Genomic DNA, 15,472 nt, shown 5'->3' with positions numbered 1-15,472 from the left:
CTGGCACCCGCCACCGCGGGTCGCGCCGATCTGGACCCAGCCGCAGCGGCCCGACGGCGACGCTGTCCCGGCGCGCCCCGCGGAGCCCGCCGGGCCCCGGCAGCGCCCCTGGTACGACATGGACCAGCCGGCCGAGACGGAGGTCCCGGTCACGAGGCGATGGTGACCACCCGCGCCCAGGTGGGCGGGCGGGACGGCACGTACTCGGAGTCCTCGTCCCACGACTTCGGCCGGCGGAACAGGCCCACCACCGTCCGGCACGCCGGCTGTGCCACCGGCCACGGGGTCTGCCCGTCGGTCAGGATCACGACGACGTCCGGCCTCGGCGTCGTGCGCAACGCCCGGGAGAAGCCGGCGCGCATGTCCGTACCGCCGCCACCCAGCAGCGGGATGCCCTCCGCCCGGCACAACGTGTGCACGACCCGGGGTGCTGCGTCGCACGGCAGCACTGTGACCAGGTCGCGCCGGCCACCCACGGCCTGACCGATCGCCGCGACCTCGAGCACGGCGCTGCCCAGCTCGGCGTCGCTGACCGAACCCGACGTGTCGATGACCACGGACACCCGCGGCGGCCGGCGGCGCAGGCTGGGCAGGACGACGCCGGGCAGGCCGGCGGACCGGCGGGACGGACGCCCGTACGAGTAGTCGTCACCCGCCCCGGAGCTCGCGGCGGCCGACCGGATGGCCGCCCCCAGCAGGTCCCGCCACGGCTGCGGGGGATGGAACGCCTCCTGGGCCCACCGCCGCCAGCCCTTCGAGACGTCACCGGGCCGGCCGTTGATGCCCTGCGCCACCCGGAAGCGCACCGCGTCCTGCTCCTGCTCGGTGAGACCGTCGGCGCCGTCCGGTCCCAGCTCCCACTCCCGGTCGAGCCCGTCGGCCCCACTGCCGCAGTCGAGCCACATCAGGTCCCGGCTGTACGACCGCAGCTGCACGCTGTGCAGGTAGTCCTCCATCAGCTCGTCCTCGGGCAGGTGCAGCAGCCGGGGCAGGACAACGCCGGCGGGCCGGGCCAGCCCGTCGCCGTACACGTCGTCGTTGATCTCGAAGTCGGCGGCGATGTTCATCCGCAGCCGCTCCCCCGGCCCGCTCAGGCCGTGCTTCGCGGCGTACCGGTCGCTGCGGCCGTGATGGTCGCGCAGCAGGTGGGCGACCTCGTGCACCCACACCCCGGCCAGTTCCTCGACGGGGGTCCGGGCGACGAACGTCGGCGAGACGTAGCACCGCCAGTACCGGTCGACGGCCATCGTGGGCACCCCCGGCGACTCCACCGCGTGCAGGGCGAACAACGCGGTGGCCAGGTACGGCCGGGCCCGGACGGCCTGGAGCCGGGCGGCGAACAGCTTGTCGCGGTCGAGCTTCATCGGCCGCTCCCCGCCGCGGCCACGACGCGAGCACCGGCCCGGTCCGCCCGCCGGGACAACGAGACCGCTCCGGCCAGGCGGTCGATCGCCGTCGGCACCTCCCAGCCGGCCTGGCGCAGGGCCGCCAGCGTACTGGCGGGCACGACCACCAGGTCCGGCGGTCCGGTCTCCAGGGCGCGGACCATGACTGCCCACGCCGCGTCCCAGCGCTGCTGGTCCGGCCGCTTGCGCAGCGCCTCGACCACCCCGTCGAGGACGATCTGGCGCAGGTCACCGCGCTCGGGCAGCGGGGCCGCCGCCGGGTCGGACAGCAGTGTCTCGGGGTCGGGCAGGTCCATCCGGTCCAGGAAGGCCAGCAGTTCCAGCCCGGGTCCGTCCCCGACCGTGCCGCGGACCAGCATGGACAGCACCTCCCGGGAGGTGCCCGCGGCGGTGGCGAAGGCGGTGAGCGACAGGGCCATCTCCCAGCTCCGCGGCGAGGGCCACGGACCGCCGCGCCGGGGTTCGACGGCCGGCAGCTGGTGCACCAGGGCGGGCCGGACGGCGAGGAATCCGCACACCGCCCGGCGGGCGAACGTCACGGCCTCGGCCAGCCGTCGCGGGTCGAGCTCGGGCAGGGCGGCCCGCGGCCACGTCCCGCCGAGGCCCCGGACGACGACATCGTGGTCGTGCAGCCACTGGAGATGGACGAAACGGTTGGCCAGCGGCGGACTCAGCTCCCAGCCGTCGGCCGCCGAGGACCGCGGATTGGCGGCGGCGACGATCCGTACCCCCGGCGGCAGTTTCAGGGCGCCGACCCGGCGCTCCAGCACCAGCCGGAGCAGCGCGGCCTGCACCGCCGGCGGCGCGGTCGAGAGCTCGTCCAGGAAGAGCAGGCCACGGCCCTCACGGACCAGGCGCACAGCCCAGTCCGGCGGGGCCATCGGGACACCCTGCACGGCCGGATCGTCACCGACCACGGGCAGCCCGGAGAAGTCGGACGGCTCGTGCACGCTGGCGATCACCGTGGTCAACGGCAGATCGAGGGAGGTGGCGAGCTGCTGCAGGGCCGCGGTCTTGCCGATCCCCGGCTCACCCCACAGCAGTACGGGCAGATCGGCGGCCACGGCCAGGGTCAGCGCCTCCAGCTGCGGGTCGCGACGGGGCTCGGTGGTCGTGTCGCGCAGCAGCGCCAACAGGTCGGCAGCGGTGTCCAGGGCAGAGTTCGGGACAGCGAAAGACATGGTGATCACCTTGAGTGGGAGAGAGAAGGAACGGGGTGAGGTCAGCGGGCGCCGGCGAGACGCGGATGGTCGCGGTGCCGGCTGCGCTCCTCGCGACAGTTCGACAGCGGTCCGCGCCCGGTCAGCCCGGCCCGGAACAGTCCGTGGGTGATCCGCCGCAGCACGGCGGTCTCGAGTTCGTCGCGCAGGCCACCGCCGAGCAGGACCGCATCCGGCCCCAGCAGCGACTCGACGACGGCCAGAGCCCCGGTGGTGTCGCCGTGCTCGAGGCGGGCGCGGACGTCGGTGAGCTCCGCCGGGCCGCGGTGCGCCTCGTCGATCGCCTGCAGGCAGGCCACCGGGGTGCCGGTCAGGGCGACCAGCAGCTCCTCCCGGCGGATCTCGTCCGGGCTGTGGTCCAGCGGGGCCAGCACCCCATCCACGAGCGCGATCCGGTGCGTGGCGCCCCGGCACTCCACCAGGCGGGGACCGGCTCCGGGCCGGGGCGCTGGGGCCGTACCCCGAGGACGGTCTGGAGCGAGCGCGGCCGCGACCAGCGGATGCAACCGGTCCGGCTCGATCAGCCCGTGCCGCAGCAACGCCCGATCGGGCAGCTCCCAGGTCGCCGCGTCCGGCAGCACCGGCAACGCGGCCGCCCAGCCCCGCCCCGGAAACGGCGACACGGCGAGCGCACCTGTCTCGGCGAGCTCCAGCATCAGCCGCCGCCGGCCGCCGAACCGTACGGCCACCGCACCGCTGCTCCGCCCCTCAGAGCGCAGCAGAATCCTCGCCTCGGCCGCCCAGCGGGTCTCCCGATCCACGATGGACCGGTCGCTGAGCTCACCGGCCCGGCTCGCGTCCCACAGGTGGCGGTGCAGATCCAGCCGGAACCGCCGATCAGGACGGGGACCGCCCGGACCGGCCCGGTCCCACAGCGCGAGGCTGCACCGCTGCCCGGCGTTCGCCCAGGCCGGCGGGGTACGCACGACGAGGTGCAGGCCGTCGTAGCAGGCCAATGAGATCGTCAGACCGGGCCGCAGCAACCCGTCCGGAGCGATCCTCGGCAGATGCCAGCGCAGCAGGTCAGGAGCGAGATTCCGCAGATCGGCCCGGATCCGGGCGGCGAGCTCCGCACCCCGGGTACGGGCCAGCGACCGCAGATCGAACTCGACATCGATCCGGGCCGCCGCACACGCCGCCGCCCAGTCACGCCGGGCCCGGCAGGCAGTCGCAGCCTCGATCATCGCGGGCGGCACGGCGAACTCGCGCACGCGCAGCCAGAGGGAAAGACGGGATTCGCCGTCCGCGTTCCGTGAGGGCATCAGCACTCACCTTTGGCGGACAGGACCCCCAATCGCACACACGAGGTAGTCATCGCCGGGGACCGTACCACCGAGTCGGTCGCGGTGAGAAGACAGTTTCAGGCGGCGAAGGCTTCGATCGTGGCCGCCAGGTGGTCACCGGTCAGGGGACGTTGCAGGTCGTCGAGGGTACGGGCCAACGCCGGCAGCGCCTGCTCGTCGTCGGCCAGAGCGACCGCCACGACGTCATGGTCCGGCAACATCAGCAGGGCGGCGCGGTAACCCGGCAGGCGCCCGTTGAGGTACATCTGGCCGGACGGTCCCAATGCCCAGCCGAGGCCGTACCGCATCGGGTCTCCGGGGGCGGTCCTCGCGCGACGGAGCTGCTCCATCAGTAGTAACTCCAGCGAGCGCCCGGCGCGCGGTCGCTGCCGGCCCGGACCACCAGCCTGGCCGCCTCCAGCAAGGCGTCCGGACCGTCGCCGAGGGCGGCCACCGTGCTCGCGTCCACCGCTTCCCGCAGGCCCGCGACCTGGGCCAGCAGGTGCTCCACAGTGATCCCTCGGTCGCAGCTCCAGTCAGCCGCGAGCTCGGGCAGCAGGCTGACGGCCGGGGTGTCCAGCGGCACGCCAAGGGCTCGGACGAGTGCCGCGCCGGTCACCACCTTGGTCAGCGATGCGATCCGGAACGGCGTTTCCGGGCCGGTCGTCGCGCGGACGCCGGCCCGGGAGATGCCCGTCGCCGCTCGGCTCACGATCGGCAGCGGCGCTCGACGGCTTGCACGAAGAGTCCGGTGGCTTCGGCGATCACACCGGTGAAGTAGGACGGCTCGAACACTTCGACCTCGAGGATCAGCGGGTCGCGGCCCTGCTGTGAGGCGATGTCGACGCGGGCGTAGAGCGGTAGTCCGGCGTCCTCGCCGTAGCCCTTGCGGGCCGCGATGCCGGCGATGGCCGCGACCGTCCGGTGGCCCAGGTCGATCTCCTCGGCGGACGGGTCCGCGCGGGTGATGACCTCGGTGTATTCGCCGCCCAGATATCCACCGCCCGGGGCCAGGAGGGGGCCTTTGTGGCAGGCGTAGGCGAACTCGCCGTTCAGGAAGAACAGGGCGTTCTCGCCGTGCTCGATGACCGATTCCATGGCCGGCTGGATCATCGCGGTCTTGCCCGAGGCGATGATGTGGGCCGCCAGCTCGGCCGCGCGGGGATCGTCCGGCTGGAACAGACCGGTGTCGCGGGCGCCGGCCGAGACCGACGGCTTGACCACGACCCGGCTGTCGGCCAGCGCGGCGATCGCGGTCCCGGCCTCGGCGGGCGTCGTGGCGAAGGTGTACGGCACGCACGGCACGTCCAGCGCGCGGAAGTCGTCGAGGTAGCGCTTGTCGATGTTCCAGCGGATCAGCTCGGGCGCGTTGAGGATGCGGGTACGCCCCGCCGTACGGTCCAGCCAGCCGGTGAACTCCGCGTACCGCTCGGGGTAGTCCCACGGTGAGCGGATGACCAGCAGGTCGTAGGCCGTCCAGTCGACCGCCGGGTCGTGCCAGACCGGGGCGGTGGCCCGGAAGCCCGCCCCGGTCAGGCCGCGCAGCAGCACGGCGGTGTCCGGGTCGTGCTGCCGGACCAGCTCGGTGTCGGTGGTGACCAGGCCGATGGTGAGGGTCATCGGGGGCCTCAGAAGCCGGCGACGGGCCGGGGCGCGTAGCCGCGTTCGAGCAGCGCCACCTCGTCGTCGGTCAGGGTCAGTTCCAGGGCGGCGACCGCGTCGTCGAGGTGGTGCGGCTTGGTCGCGCCCACGATCGGTGCCGTCACGGCCGGGTGCCGGGCCACCCAGGCCAGGGCCACCTGCGCCCGCGGGACGCCGCGTTTCTCCGCGACCGTGGCCACCGCGTCGATGATCTGCCGGTCGTTGTCCTCGGCGCCCGCGTACAGGGTCTTGCCGAATTCGTCCGTGCCGGAGCGGGTGGTGTCCTGCTGCCAGGGCCGGGTCAGCTTGCCGCGGGCCAGCGGGCTCCACGGGATCACCGCGATGCCCTGGTCCAGGCAGAGCGGCAGCATCTCCCGCTCCTCCTCGCGGTAGAGCAGGTTGTAGTGGTTCTGCATGGAGGCGAACCTGGTCCAGCCGTGCCGGTCGGCCAGGTACAGCGCCTGGGCGAACTGCCACGCCCACATCGACGAGGCGCCGAGGTAGCGGACCTTGCCCGCCTTGACCAGGTCGTGCAGCGCCTCGAGGGTCTCCTCGATCGGGGTGCCGGGGTCCAGGCGGTGGATCTGGTAGAGGTCGACGTAGTCGGTGCCGAGCCGGCGCAGGCTGTTGTCGATCTCGGTCATGATGTGCTTGCGGGACAGGCCGGCACCGTTCGGGCCCGGGCGCATCCGGCCGTGGACCTTGGTCGCGATCACCACGTCGTCCCGGTCGGCGAAGTCCTTCAGCGCGCGCCCGAGGATCTCCTCGCTGGTGCCGTCGGAGTAGACGTTGGCCGTGTCGAAGAACGTGACCCCCAGGTCGAGCGCCTGCCGGATGAACGGCCGGGCCTGCTCCTCGGGCAGTGACCACAGGTGGTTGCCGCGGTCGGGGGTGCCGTAGCTCATCGCGCCGAGGCAGAGGCGGGAGACCCGCAGGCCGGTCGAGCCGAAGTTCACGTAGTCCACTGGTGCATTCTCCGGTGATCGGCCGCCGGGTCAAGCACGCATGACGGTGGCGATCGGGATGCCGGCGGCCCGCAGGGCCGGGATGAAACCGCCGAGGATGCCGGCGACCAGACCCGCGATGATGCCCGCTATGCCGGCTTCCCACGGGAACTGCAGGTCCTGCAGGAACGGCTCGGAGTCGCCGAACAGCATCGAGACGGCCCGCAGGCCGGCCGCGCTGAGCCCGATCGCCACGGCTGCGGTGAACAGGCCGGTGAGCAACGTCTCAGCCAGCACGATGCCGGCCAGCAGCATTCTCGGCGTGCCGACCGCCCGGCGCAGGGCGAACTCCTCGACCCGTTCCCCCACGGTGGCCAGGCCGACATTGAGGATGCCGGCCACGCCGATGAGCAGCACCAGGCTGGCCATCGCCAGGAAGACCAGGCGCAGCAGCTTGAGCTGGCTCTCCATCTGCTTCTTGGCGTCGACGGTCTCGACCCAGGTCTCCGAGCCGATGGCCTTGAGCTTGGTGCTGAGCACCTGCTCGACCGGGCTGCCCGGCGAGACCAGCACCTGCATCTCGCCGCCGGCGTTCGGGTCGGCCGCGGTGCCGCCCGGCAGCCAGGTGGCCAGCTCGTCGAGGCGGACGTAGGCGCGCGGCTGGATGTCACCGTCGTCGACCACGCCGACGAACTGCGGGGTGATGTTCGCGGACGCGCCGGGGATCCGCATCTCGGCGGGCACCTTGTACCGCTCGAAGCCCTTGGCGGCCTCCCGGTTGACGATGATCCGCGGCGCCATCGACGGCACCGAGCCGAACTCGAGCCACTCGCCGGTGCGCGGGCGCAGTGGCCGGAACGGGCGCACGTCACCGGTCATGGCGGTCAGCCGGACCTCGACCGCCTGGCCCTTGGGCTGGGCGTCGGCCGGTTCGCAGGGCCCGTTGCCGTAGCAGACCATGCCACCGCCCCAGTCCTCGTCGAACGGCGAGGCGCCCGGATTGACCGGCGCGACGTTCGGCTCGCCGATGATCGCCTGGAGGCTGAGCATGGCCACCGCGTCGGACCGGTCCTTCACGGTGCCCAGCACGATGTCGGTGGCCTTGGGCTGCATCGGCAGGTTGATGATGGTGGTGCCGTCGACGGCCGAGGTGAGCTCGATGTCCGACAGCAGCGCCTTGTCCGCGATGCTGGCGCCGGCCTGCACGACCACCACCGCGAGGACGCCGAGGAACAGGCTCACCATGGACAGCAGGGTGCGCATCTTGCGGGCGCGGATGCCCTGCAGGCCGATGATCAGCGCCGATCGCAGCCGGCCGGACAGCCGCCTCACGCGTTCACCCGCTCGGTGAGGACGCCGTCGACCAGGTCGAGCGTGCGGCCCATCCGGGCGGCGTGGTCCCGGTCGTGGGTGACCAGCACCAGACCGCAGCCGCGCGTGGTCGCCGCCAGCAGGGCGTCGATCACCGCGGTGCCGGTCTCGGTGTCCAGCGCGCCGGTCGGCTCGTCGGCCAGCAGCACCACCGGGTCGCGGACCAGGGCCCGGGCGATCGCCACCCGCTGCTGCTCGCCGCCGGACATCCGCGCCGGGCGGTTCTTGGCCAGGTGGGCGATGCCGACCTGGTCGAGGGCCTGCAGGACGCGGGCCCGGCGTTCCCGCCGGGGCAGCCAGCCCTGGCCGTTGACCAGCGCCATGGACACGTTCTGGGCCGCGGTCAGGTGCTTGAGCAGGAAGAAGCGCTGGAACACGAAGCCGAAGTGGGAGCTGCGCAGCTTCGCGGCCTTGCGCTCGGGCAGCCGGCTGATGTCCTGGCCGGCGAGCACGTAGCTGCCCTCGTCCGGGCGGTCGAACAGGCCCAGCACGCTGAGCAGGGTGCTCTTGCCGGAGCCGGACCGGCCGACGATGGCCACGCTCTCGCCGGCCTGCACGGTCAGGTCGACGCCGTCGAGGATGGTGCGCGGCTGCTGCTGGCCCTTGAGGACCTTGGTGATGCCGGTGAGCTCGATCAGCGCGGTCATCCCACGGCTCCGGAGGGCTGGTCGCCGGGAGCCGGGTTCTCGGGGGCGGCGGGCAGGTTGGGACCGGGGATCGCCACGGTCTCGTCGCCCTTGAGGCCCTTCTTGATCTCCACGACCTTGCCGTCGGTGAGGCCCAGCACCACGTCGACGGTCTTGCGGACGCGATCCGCCCCGACCACGTCGACCTTGCCCTTGCCCTGGGTGCCGGCGACCGCCTCGACCGGCAGCACCAGCACGTCGCTGGCCTTGCCGGTGACCATCTCCAGGGTCACCGCCGCGCCGTTGATGAGCTTGATGCCCTTGCTGGCGGTGCAGACCAGCCGCAGGCCGGTCGGCTCGGAACCCTCGCCGCCGCCCGCGGGCGGCTGCTCGGGCTGTGCCGCGGGGTCGCCGGTGGCGCCCGGGGACGGCGTGACCGGCGGCGGCTCGGGGATGGTTCCGGCCGGCAGGGCGGCGATGGTGCCGAGCGGCTTGCAGGGGAACGGTCCCGGGCCGTTCTTGATCTGGCCCTGGACGGACTTGGCCGAGCCGGAGATCCGGTACGCCAGCGCACTGTCGATGTCCGCGACGACCGCATACCCGGCGCGCTTGGCGGAGATCACCGGCATCCCCGCGGTGACCGTGGTCCGGTCGTCGAGCAGCCGGCCGGCCAGGATGGAGTTCTTGGGCATGAGCACCTTGTGCGGCGTGCCGTGGTCCCAGACCGTGGCCACCCAGGTCGCCTGGGTGCTGGCCGTGGTCGAGGGCTGCCGCTGCACGTAACGCAGCTCCCCGTCGGCCGGCGCGACGATGCCGTAGACCGGGTTGATCGCCACCTTGCCGTTGAGGCTGATCTTGTTGGTGAGGTCCTGGCGGGCCGGCTGGACCGTGGTCAGCACGGTGCCGCGGGGCTCCAGTCCGGGAGTCTCGGCCTCGTCGGACGATCCGGAGCAGCCGGCCAGCGCCGCCACGACCGACATTCCCACGAGCGCGCGGGGCAGGAGCCTGCGTCCGTCCACCGGTTCCCCTTAGCTGTTCGAGCCGATCCTCGGCACATCGATGACCGTCCAGAGATGATCTCCGATCCGAACGGCGCTCGCAGACGGTACATCGGCCTGGCAAGGGAGCAAGATGCACCGGATTGTCGGGCCGGCGCGGACGCCCGGATCACGCTGCGGAAACGGGTTCAGCGACGCTCACCCGCGCCGGATTGCGTGGTTGCGCGTGGGTGCGCGCTCCTGATTCCGTTTCGGTCTTGCAAAATCCCTCGGATTCCCTTGTCTTTAGGTCCGCGGCTATGTCAAGGTCCACCTCTTCGTGTGGGGGCGGTCACAAGCCCCGGGGCGGGAGGTCCGATTTCCGTGAGCACCGACCTACCGGTCCTGCGCAACTTCATCGGCGGGTCCGGCACGGACACCGCCGACGGCGTGACGTCAGCGGTCGTCGACCCGTGCACCGGTGACGCGTACGCGTACGCCCCGGTCTCCTCCGCCGGCGATGTCGCGGTGGCGATGCGGGCCGCGGAGGACGGCTTCGAGGTGTGGCGGGACAGCACACCGGCCGAACGGCAGCGCGCCCTGTTGCGCATCGCCGACGCCGTCGAGGCCCGGGCCGACGAGATCATCGCCGCTGAATGCCGCAACACCGGCAAACCGGTCGAGGCCACCCGGCAGGAGGAGATGGCGCCGCTACTGGACGAGCTGCGCTTCTTCGCCGGCGCCGCCCGGATGCTGGAGGGCAAGTCCGCCGGGGAGTATCTGCGCGACCACACCTCCTGGGTCCGGCGGGAGCCGATCGGCGTCTGCGCCCAGGTGACGCCGTGGAACTATCCGATGGTCATGGCGGTGTGGAAGTTCGCCCCGGCGATCGCGGCCGGCAATGCGGTGGTGCTCAAGCCCTCCGACACCACGCCGGTCAGCACCCTGCTGCTCGCCGAGATCGCCGCCGAGTTCCTGCCGCCGGGCGTACTGAACGTCGTCTGCGGTGACCGTGACACCGGCCGCGCGCTGGTGGTGCACCCCACCCCGCAGCTCGTCTCGATCACCGGCTCCACCCGGGCCGGCATGGAGGTCGCCGCCGCGGCCGCCGCGGACCTCAAGAAGGTCCACCTGGAGCTGGGCGGCAAGGCCCCGGTCATCGTCTTCGACGACGTCGACCTGGAAGCGACCGCCGCCGCCGTGGCCGGCGCGGGCTACTTCAACGCCGGGCAGGACTGCACCGCCGCCACCCGCGTGCTGGTGCACGCCCGGGTCGCGGCCGACTTCACCGACGCGCTGGCCGCTGCGGCCAAGGACACCAAGGTCGGTGGCCCGGCCGACCCGGGCGCCTACTTCGGGCCGGTCAACATCGTCGCCCAGCTGGACCGGGTGCGCGGCTTCCTGGACCGCACGCCCGACCACGCCCGGGTGGTCACCGGCGGGCGGCGCATCGGTGACCGCGGCTACTTCGTCGAGCCGACCGTCGTGGCCGGCCTGCGCCAGCGCGACGAGATGATCCAGGACGAGATCTTCGGCCCGGTCATCACGGTGCAGGAGTTCGACTCCGAGGACGGCGCCGTGCGCTGGGCCAACGACGTGCGCTTCGGCCTGAGCGCGAGCGTCTGGACCCGCGACCACGGCCGGGCGATGCGGGTGTCGCGCCGGCTGAACTTCGGCGCGGTGTGGATCAACACCCATCTGCCGTTCGTGTCGGAGATGCCACACGGCGGCTACGGCCACTCGGGCTACGGCAAGGACCTCTCGATGTACGGGTTCGAGGAGTACACCCGCATCAAACACGTGATGAGCCACCTGGGCTGACCCGGCCCGCCCGTCCCCCCGCGCGCGAAGAGGTACGCATGACCACTGCTATTGACGAGGACCCCGGCCAACCCGCCATCGAGCTCGCCGGCGTGCACAAGGACTACCTGTCGCACGGCGAGACCGTGCAGGCCGTACGCCGGCTGGACCTGAAGATCGCCCAGAGCGAGTTCTTCTCCCTGCTGGGCCCGTCGGGCTGCGGCAAGACCACCACGATGCGGATGATCGCCGGCTTCGAGGAGCCCACCGGCGGCACGGTGTTCCTGGACGGCCGGGACGTCACCCGCGTCTCGCCCAACAAACGCGACGTCAACATGGTGTTCCAGTCGTACGCGTTGTTCCCGCACCTGAACGCGTACCAGAACGTGGCCTTCGGGTTGGAGCGCAAGAAGGTCGACAAGGCCGAGATCCGCCGCCGGTGCGGCGAGATCATGGAGATCGTCTCGCTGACCGGCATGGAGAAGCGGGCCCCGCGGGAGATGTCCGGCGGGCAGCAACAGCGGGTGGCGCTGGCCCGGGCGCTGGTCAACCGGCCCCGGGCGCTGCTGCTCGACGAGCCGCTGGGCGCGCTGGACCTCAAGCTGCGCCAGCAGATGCAGGTCGAGCTCAAGCGCATCCAGCGTGAGGTCGGCATCACCTTCGTCTACGTGACGCACGACCAGGGCGAGGCGCTGACCATGTCGGACCGCATCGCGGTCATGGACGCGGGCCGCATCGACCAGCTCGGCTCACCGCGCGAGATCTACGAACGGCCGGCGACCCGCTTCGTGGCCGGCTTCATCGGCACCTCCAACCTGCTCGACGGCACGGTCGAGAGCATCACCGGCGACGTCGCCCTGCTGAGCTACGGCGAGGGCGAGCGGGTGCTGGTCCCGGTGAGCGGGGCCATGAAGGTCGGCGACGACCTCGAGGTGTCGGTGCGCCCGGAGAAGATCGACCTGTCCCAGGAAGCCCCCGCCGAGACCGGCACCAGCGTGCTCACCGGGGTGGTGACCGAGGTCGTCTACCACGGCACCTCGACCAACTACACGGTCAAGACCTCGGCCGGCCCCGACCTGGTGATCTTCGATCAGAACGCCTACTCCGCCGAGGACCTCGCCGGCCCCGGCGACCGCGTGTACCTCAGCTGGAGCCCTCAGCACTCTTACCCGATCGGAGTCTGATCGTGCAGTCGAACATCCCCGACCCCTCCCTGATCCGCGGCCTGACCCAGCGCCGGCTCGGCCGCCGCGACGCGTTGCGGGTGTCCGGCCTGTCGGCGTTCGCCATGGCGCTGGCCGCCTGCGGCGTCAAGGGCACCGGATCGACCGCGCCGAGCGCCCCCGCCCCCGACGCGGTGGCCAAGTACTGGGCCGGCAAGACCAGCAACGGCAACGTGAACTTCGCCAACTGGCCCCTCTACATGGACCCGAAGCAGCCGGAGCTGAAGAAGTTCACCAAGGCCACCGGCGTCACGGTGAAGTACCAGGAGGTCATCCAGGAGATGGGGCCCTGGTTCGCCAAGGTCCAGCCGCAGCTCGCGGCCGGTCAGTCGATCGGCTACGACCTCATGGTGATCACCAACGGCATCCAGTTCAAGCAGTTCGTGGACTCCGGCTTCCTGGCCCCGCTGGACCACTCCAAGCTGCCGAACTACGTGGCCAACGCCGACCCGTCGTACGCGAACACCGCCTACGACAAGGGCAACGTCTACTCCGTGCCGTGGACCTCCGGGATCACCGGCATCGCGTACGACCCGAAGAAGATCACCCGGCCCATCACCAAGCTGGCCGACCTGTGGGACCCCGCGTTCAAGGGCAAGGTCGGGATGTACTCCGACACCCAGGAGCTGGCCAACTTCGGCCTGATGGCGCTCGGCCTGAACCCGGACGAGTCCACCCCGGAGGACTGGAAGAAGGCGGCCGAGAAGCTCAAGGAGCAGAAGAGCGCGGGCCTGGTGCGCAACTACTACGACCAGAGCTACGTGGACGCCCTCGGCAAGGGCGAGGTGTGGATCACCCAGGCCTGGTCCGGCGACATCTTCCAGAAGAACGTCTCCGACGGCACCGACTTCAAGTTCATCATCCCGGAGGAGGGCGGCACGATCTGGACGGACAACTTCGCCATCCCGATCACCGCGCAGAACCCGCTGGACGCGATCAAGCTGATGGACTTCTTCTACGAGGTGGAGAACGCGGCCACGCTGGCCGAGTACATCAACTACGTCTGCCCGGTGCCGGCCGCGCAGGAGCAGATCAAGAAGGACGCGGCCAAGCTGTCCGGCGACGACAAGGCGGCCATGGAGGCGGTCGCCTCCAGCCCGCTCGTCTTCCCGGCCCAGAGTGACTACGCGAAGCTGCACTACTACGTCGACTTCAAGTCGACCGCCGAGCAGCAGCAGTTCCAGAGCATCTTCGAGCCGATCGTGCTGGCCTGAGCCGTGTCGCGTTCACGCCGGGTGCTCGCGCCCTACCTGCTGATCCTGCCGGGTGGCCTGTGGCTGCTGCTGTTCTTCGTGATCCCGATGGTGACGATGCTGTCGCTGTCGCTGCAAGAGGGTGACGTCGTCTCCGGGTACGTGTTCACCGGCCACTGGCAGACCTACGTGGACGCGATCGGCAACTACCGCACGCAACTGGTCCGCTCGCTGATCTACGGGGCGATCACCACGGTCATCCTGATCGTGCTGGCGTTCCCGGTGGCGTACTGGATCGCGTTCTACGGTGGCCGGCGCAAGCCGACCTACCTGTTCCTGCTGCTGCTGCCGTTCTTCGTGTCGTTCGTGCTGCGCACCATCTCGTGGCGCTACATCCTCACCGACGAGGGCATGCTGCTCGGCCCGCTGAAGAGCGCCGGGGTGCTGCCGGACAGCTTCCACATCCTCGGCACCCCGGTGGCGGTGATCGGCGGGCTGGTCTACAACTTCCTGCCGTTCATGATCCTGCCGGTCTACGTGGCCCTGGAACGCATCGACCCGCGGGTGGTCGAGGCCGCCCGGGACCTGTACGCGGACCCGGCCACCGCCTTCCGCAAGGTGATCCTGCCGCTGGCCCTGCCCGGGGTCTTCGCCGGTGTGCTGATGACCTTCGTGCCGGCCAGCTCCGACTACGTCAACTCGGCGGTGCTGGGCAGCTCGTCGACCACGATGATCGGCCAGGTCATCCAGTCGCAGTACCTGACCAGCTCCAACTATCCGACCGCCTCGGCCCTGTCCTTCACGCTGATGGCGGTGCTGCTGATCGGGGTCTTCGCCTACGCCCGGGCGCTGGGCACGGAGGACGTGATGAAGGTGGCCGCGCGATGACCATGGTCGAGCAAGCCCCCGCGGTCACCCCGCGCCGGTCCCGGCTGACCGGCGGGCGGGCCCTGTACATCTACACCTGGGTGATCATCGCGTGGCTGACGCTGCCGGTGCTCATCATGATCCTGTTCGGTTTCAACGACACCCCGGGCCGTTACAACCAGACCTGGGAGGGCTTCACCCTCAAGTGGTACGGCCGGGTCTTCGCCCTCGACGAGCTGACCAAGGCCCTGGTGATCTCGCTGGTCGTCGCGGTGCTCACCGCGGTCGTCGCGGGCGCGCTGGGCACCGGCATCGGCTACGCGCTGGGCCGCTACCGGTTCCGCGGCTCGGGCACGGTCAACCTGATCATGTTCGCCACCATGTCCTCCCCCGAGCTGGTGATGGGCGCCTCGCTGCTGACGCTCTTCGTCTCGCTGGGGGTCGGACTGGGCGCCACCACGATCACGATCGCGCACATCATGTTCTCGATCTCGTTCGTCGCGGTGGTGGTGCGGGCCCGGGTGCTGACCCTGGACCGCTCGGTCGAGGAGGCCGCGGCGGACCTCGGCGCTAACCCGTGGACCACGTTCTGGCGGATCACCTTCCCGATCATCATGCCCGCGGTGATGTCCGGCATGCTGCTGGCCTTCGCCCTGAGCATCGACGACTTCGTGGTCACCAACTTCACCGCGGGCACCACCACGACGTTCCCGCTGTGGATCTGGGGCGCGACCCGGGTCGGCCTGCCGCCGCAGGTCAACGTGATGGGCACGCTGATCTTCGTGGGCGGGGTGCTGATCGCGGTGGTGAGCAGCATCCGGTCGCGGCCGCGGAAGAACTCCTGAGCATGGTGGCGCGCGCGCTCGCCGACGCGGTGCCCGAGCCCTACTGGCTCGGGCAGGCGGGCGCGCCGCCGGCCGC

General features: G+C 71.3%; 15 protein-coding genes. 5 read left to right on the top strand and 10 right to left on the bottom strand.

The features are described from left to right. Positions 1-149 precede the first annotated feature (149 nt). The 10 genes from AB0C29_RS10150 to AB0C29_RS10105 all read right to left on the bottom strand — a co-directional run bounded on the left by AB0C29_RS10150 (position 150) and on the right by AB0C29_RS10105 (position 9,510). On the bottom strand, positions 150-1,364 hold the full coding sequence (locus AB0C29_RS10150) for a DUF2201 family putative metallopeptidase (RefSeq protein WP_360817960.1): 1,215 nt from the start codon (positions 1,362-1,364) through the stop codon (positions 150-152). Further along, positions 1,361-2,587, bottom strand: a complete 1,227-nt coding sequence (locus AB0C29_RS10145; RefSeq protein WP_360817957.1) for a MoxR family ATPase — start codon at positions 2,585-2,587, stop codon at positions 1,361-1,363. Before AB0C29_RS10145 ends, AB0C29_RS10150 begins: the two co-directional genes overlap by 4 nt. Before the next feature lie 41 nt (positions 2,588-2,628). Then, positions 2,629-3,888 carry a hypothetical protein gene (locus tag AB0C29_RS10140; RefSeq protein ID WP_360817954.1) on the bottom strand — a complete coding sequence of 420 codons (1,260 nt, stop codon included), beginning with the start codon at positions 3,886-3,888 and terminating at the stop codon, positions 2,629-2,631. 98 nt (positions 3,889-3,986) lie between these two features. Continuing rightward, complete coding sequence (locus AB0C29_RS10135) at positions 3,987-4,217, bottom strand: hypothetical protein (protein ID WP_360817951.1); 231 nt, start codon at positions 4,215-4,217, stop codon at positions 3,987-3,989. 41 nt (positions 4,218-4,258) lie between these two features. Then, positions 4,259-4,621, bottom strand: a complete 363-nt coding sequence (locus tag AB0C29_RS10130) for a serine hydrolase domain-containing protein (protein WP_360817948.1) — start codon at positions 4,619-4,621, stop codon at positions 4,259-4,261. Continuing rightward, positions 4,618-5,529 carry a hypothetical protein gene (locus AB0C29_RS10125; protein WP_360817945.1) on the bottom strand — a complete coding sequence of 304 codons (912 nt, stop codon included), beginning with the start codon at positions 5,527-5,529 and terminating at the stop codon, positions 4,618-4,620. Before AB0C29_RS10125 ends, AB0C29_RS10130 begins: the two co-directional genes overlap by 4 nt. Before the next feature lie 8 nt (positions 5,530-5,537). Further along, positions 5,538-6,515: an aldo/keto reductase gene (locus AB0C29_RS10120; protein WP_360817942.1), complete on the bottom strand. Its 978-nt coding sequence runs from the start codon at positions 6,513-6,515 to the stop codon at positions 5,538-5,540. 30 nt (positions 6,516-6,545) lie between these two features. Next, positions 6,546-7,826, bottom strand: coding sequence for an ABC transporter permease (locus tag AB0C29_RS10115; RefSeq protein WP_360817939.1), 1,281 nt, complete (start codon positions 7,824-7,826; stop codon positions 6,546-6,548). Continuing rightward, on the bottom strand, positions 7,823-8,512 hold the full coding sequence (locus AB0C29_RS10110) for an ABC transporter ATP-binding protein (RefSeq protein ID WP_360817936.1): 690 nt from the start codon (positions 8,510-8,512) through the stop codon (positions 7,823-7,825). The genes AB0C29_RS10115 and AB0C29_RS10110 overlap by 4 nt, the downstream gene beginning before the upstream one ends. Beyond that, complete coding sequence (locus AB0C29_RS10105; RefSeq protein WP_360817933.1) at positions 8,509-9,510, bottom strand: efflux RND transporter periplasmic adaptor subunit; 1,002 nt, start codon at positions 9,508-9,510, stop codon at positions 8,509-8,511. Before AB0C29_RS10105 ends, AB0C29_RS10110 begins: the two co-directional genes overlap by 4 nt. 342 nt (positions 9,511-9,852) lie before the next feature. Here AB0C29_RS10105 and AB0C29_RS10100 point away from each other — a divergent pair, with 342 nt between their 5' ends. The 5 genes from AB0C29_RS10100 to AB0C29_RS10080 are packed head-to-tail and all read left to right on the top strand — an operon-like array spanning position 9,853 to position 15,396. Further along, positions 9,853-11,289 (top strand): gamma-aminobutyraldehyde dehydrogenase, encoded by a 1,437-nt coding sequence (locus AB0C29_RS10100; RefSeq protein WP_360817930.1) that lies wholly within the window; start codon positions 9,853-9,855, stop codon positions 11,287-11,289. A 38-nt stretch (positions 11,290-11,327) separates the two neighbouring features. After that, the gene (locus AB0C29_RS10095) at positions 11,328-12,452 is read left to right on the top strand and encodes an ABC transporter ATP-binding protein (RefSeq protein ID WP_360817927.1); all 1,125 of its coding nucleotides are present in this window, start codon (positions 11,328-11,330) and stop codon (positions 12,450-12,452) included. Beyond that, positions 12,452-13,705, top strand: coding sequence for a spermidine/putrescine ABC transporter substrate-binding protein (locus AB0C29_RS10090; RefSeq protein WP_360817963.1), 1,254 nt, complete (start codon positions 12,452-12,454; stop codon positions 13,703-13,705). The genes AB0C29_RS10095 and AB0C29_RS10090 overlap by 1 nt, the downstream gene beginning before the upstream one ends. A gap of 3 nt (positions 13,706-13,708) precedes the next feature. Next, positions 13,709-14,572 carry an ABC transporter permease gene (locus AB0C29_RS10085; RefSeq protein WP_360817924.1) on the top strand — a complete coding sequence of 288 codons (864 nt, stop codon included), beginning with the start codon at positions 13,709-13,711 and terminating at the stop codon, positions 14,570-14,572. Continuing rightward, complete coding sequence (locus AB0C29_RS10080; protein WP_360817921.1) at positions 14,569-15,396, top strand: ABC transporter permease; 828 nt, start codon at positions 14,569-14,571, stop codon at positions 15,394-15,396. The genes AB0C29_RS10085 and AB0C29_RS10080 overlap by 4 nt, the downstream gene beginning before the upstream one ends. Positions 15,397-15,472: the final 76 nt, after the last annotated feature.

The sequence above is a fragment of the Actinoplanes sp. NPDC048791 genome (assembly GCF_040650095.1).
GTDB lineage: Bacteria > Actinomycetota > Actinomycetes > Mycobacteriales > Micromonosporaceae > Actinoplanes.
Note: the sequence above shows the minus strand (reverse complement) of the source record. Positions and strands in the feature narration are given on the sequence as shown.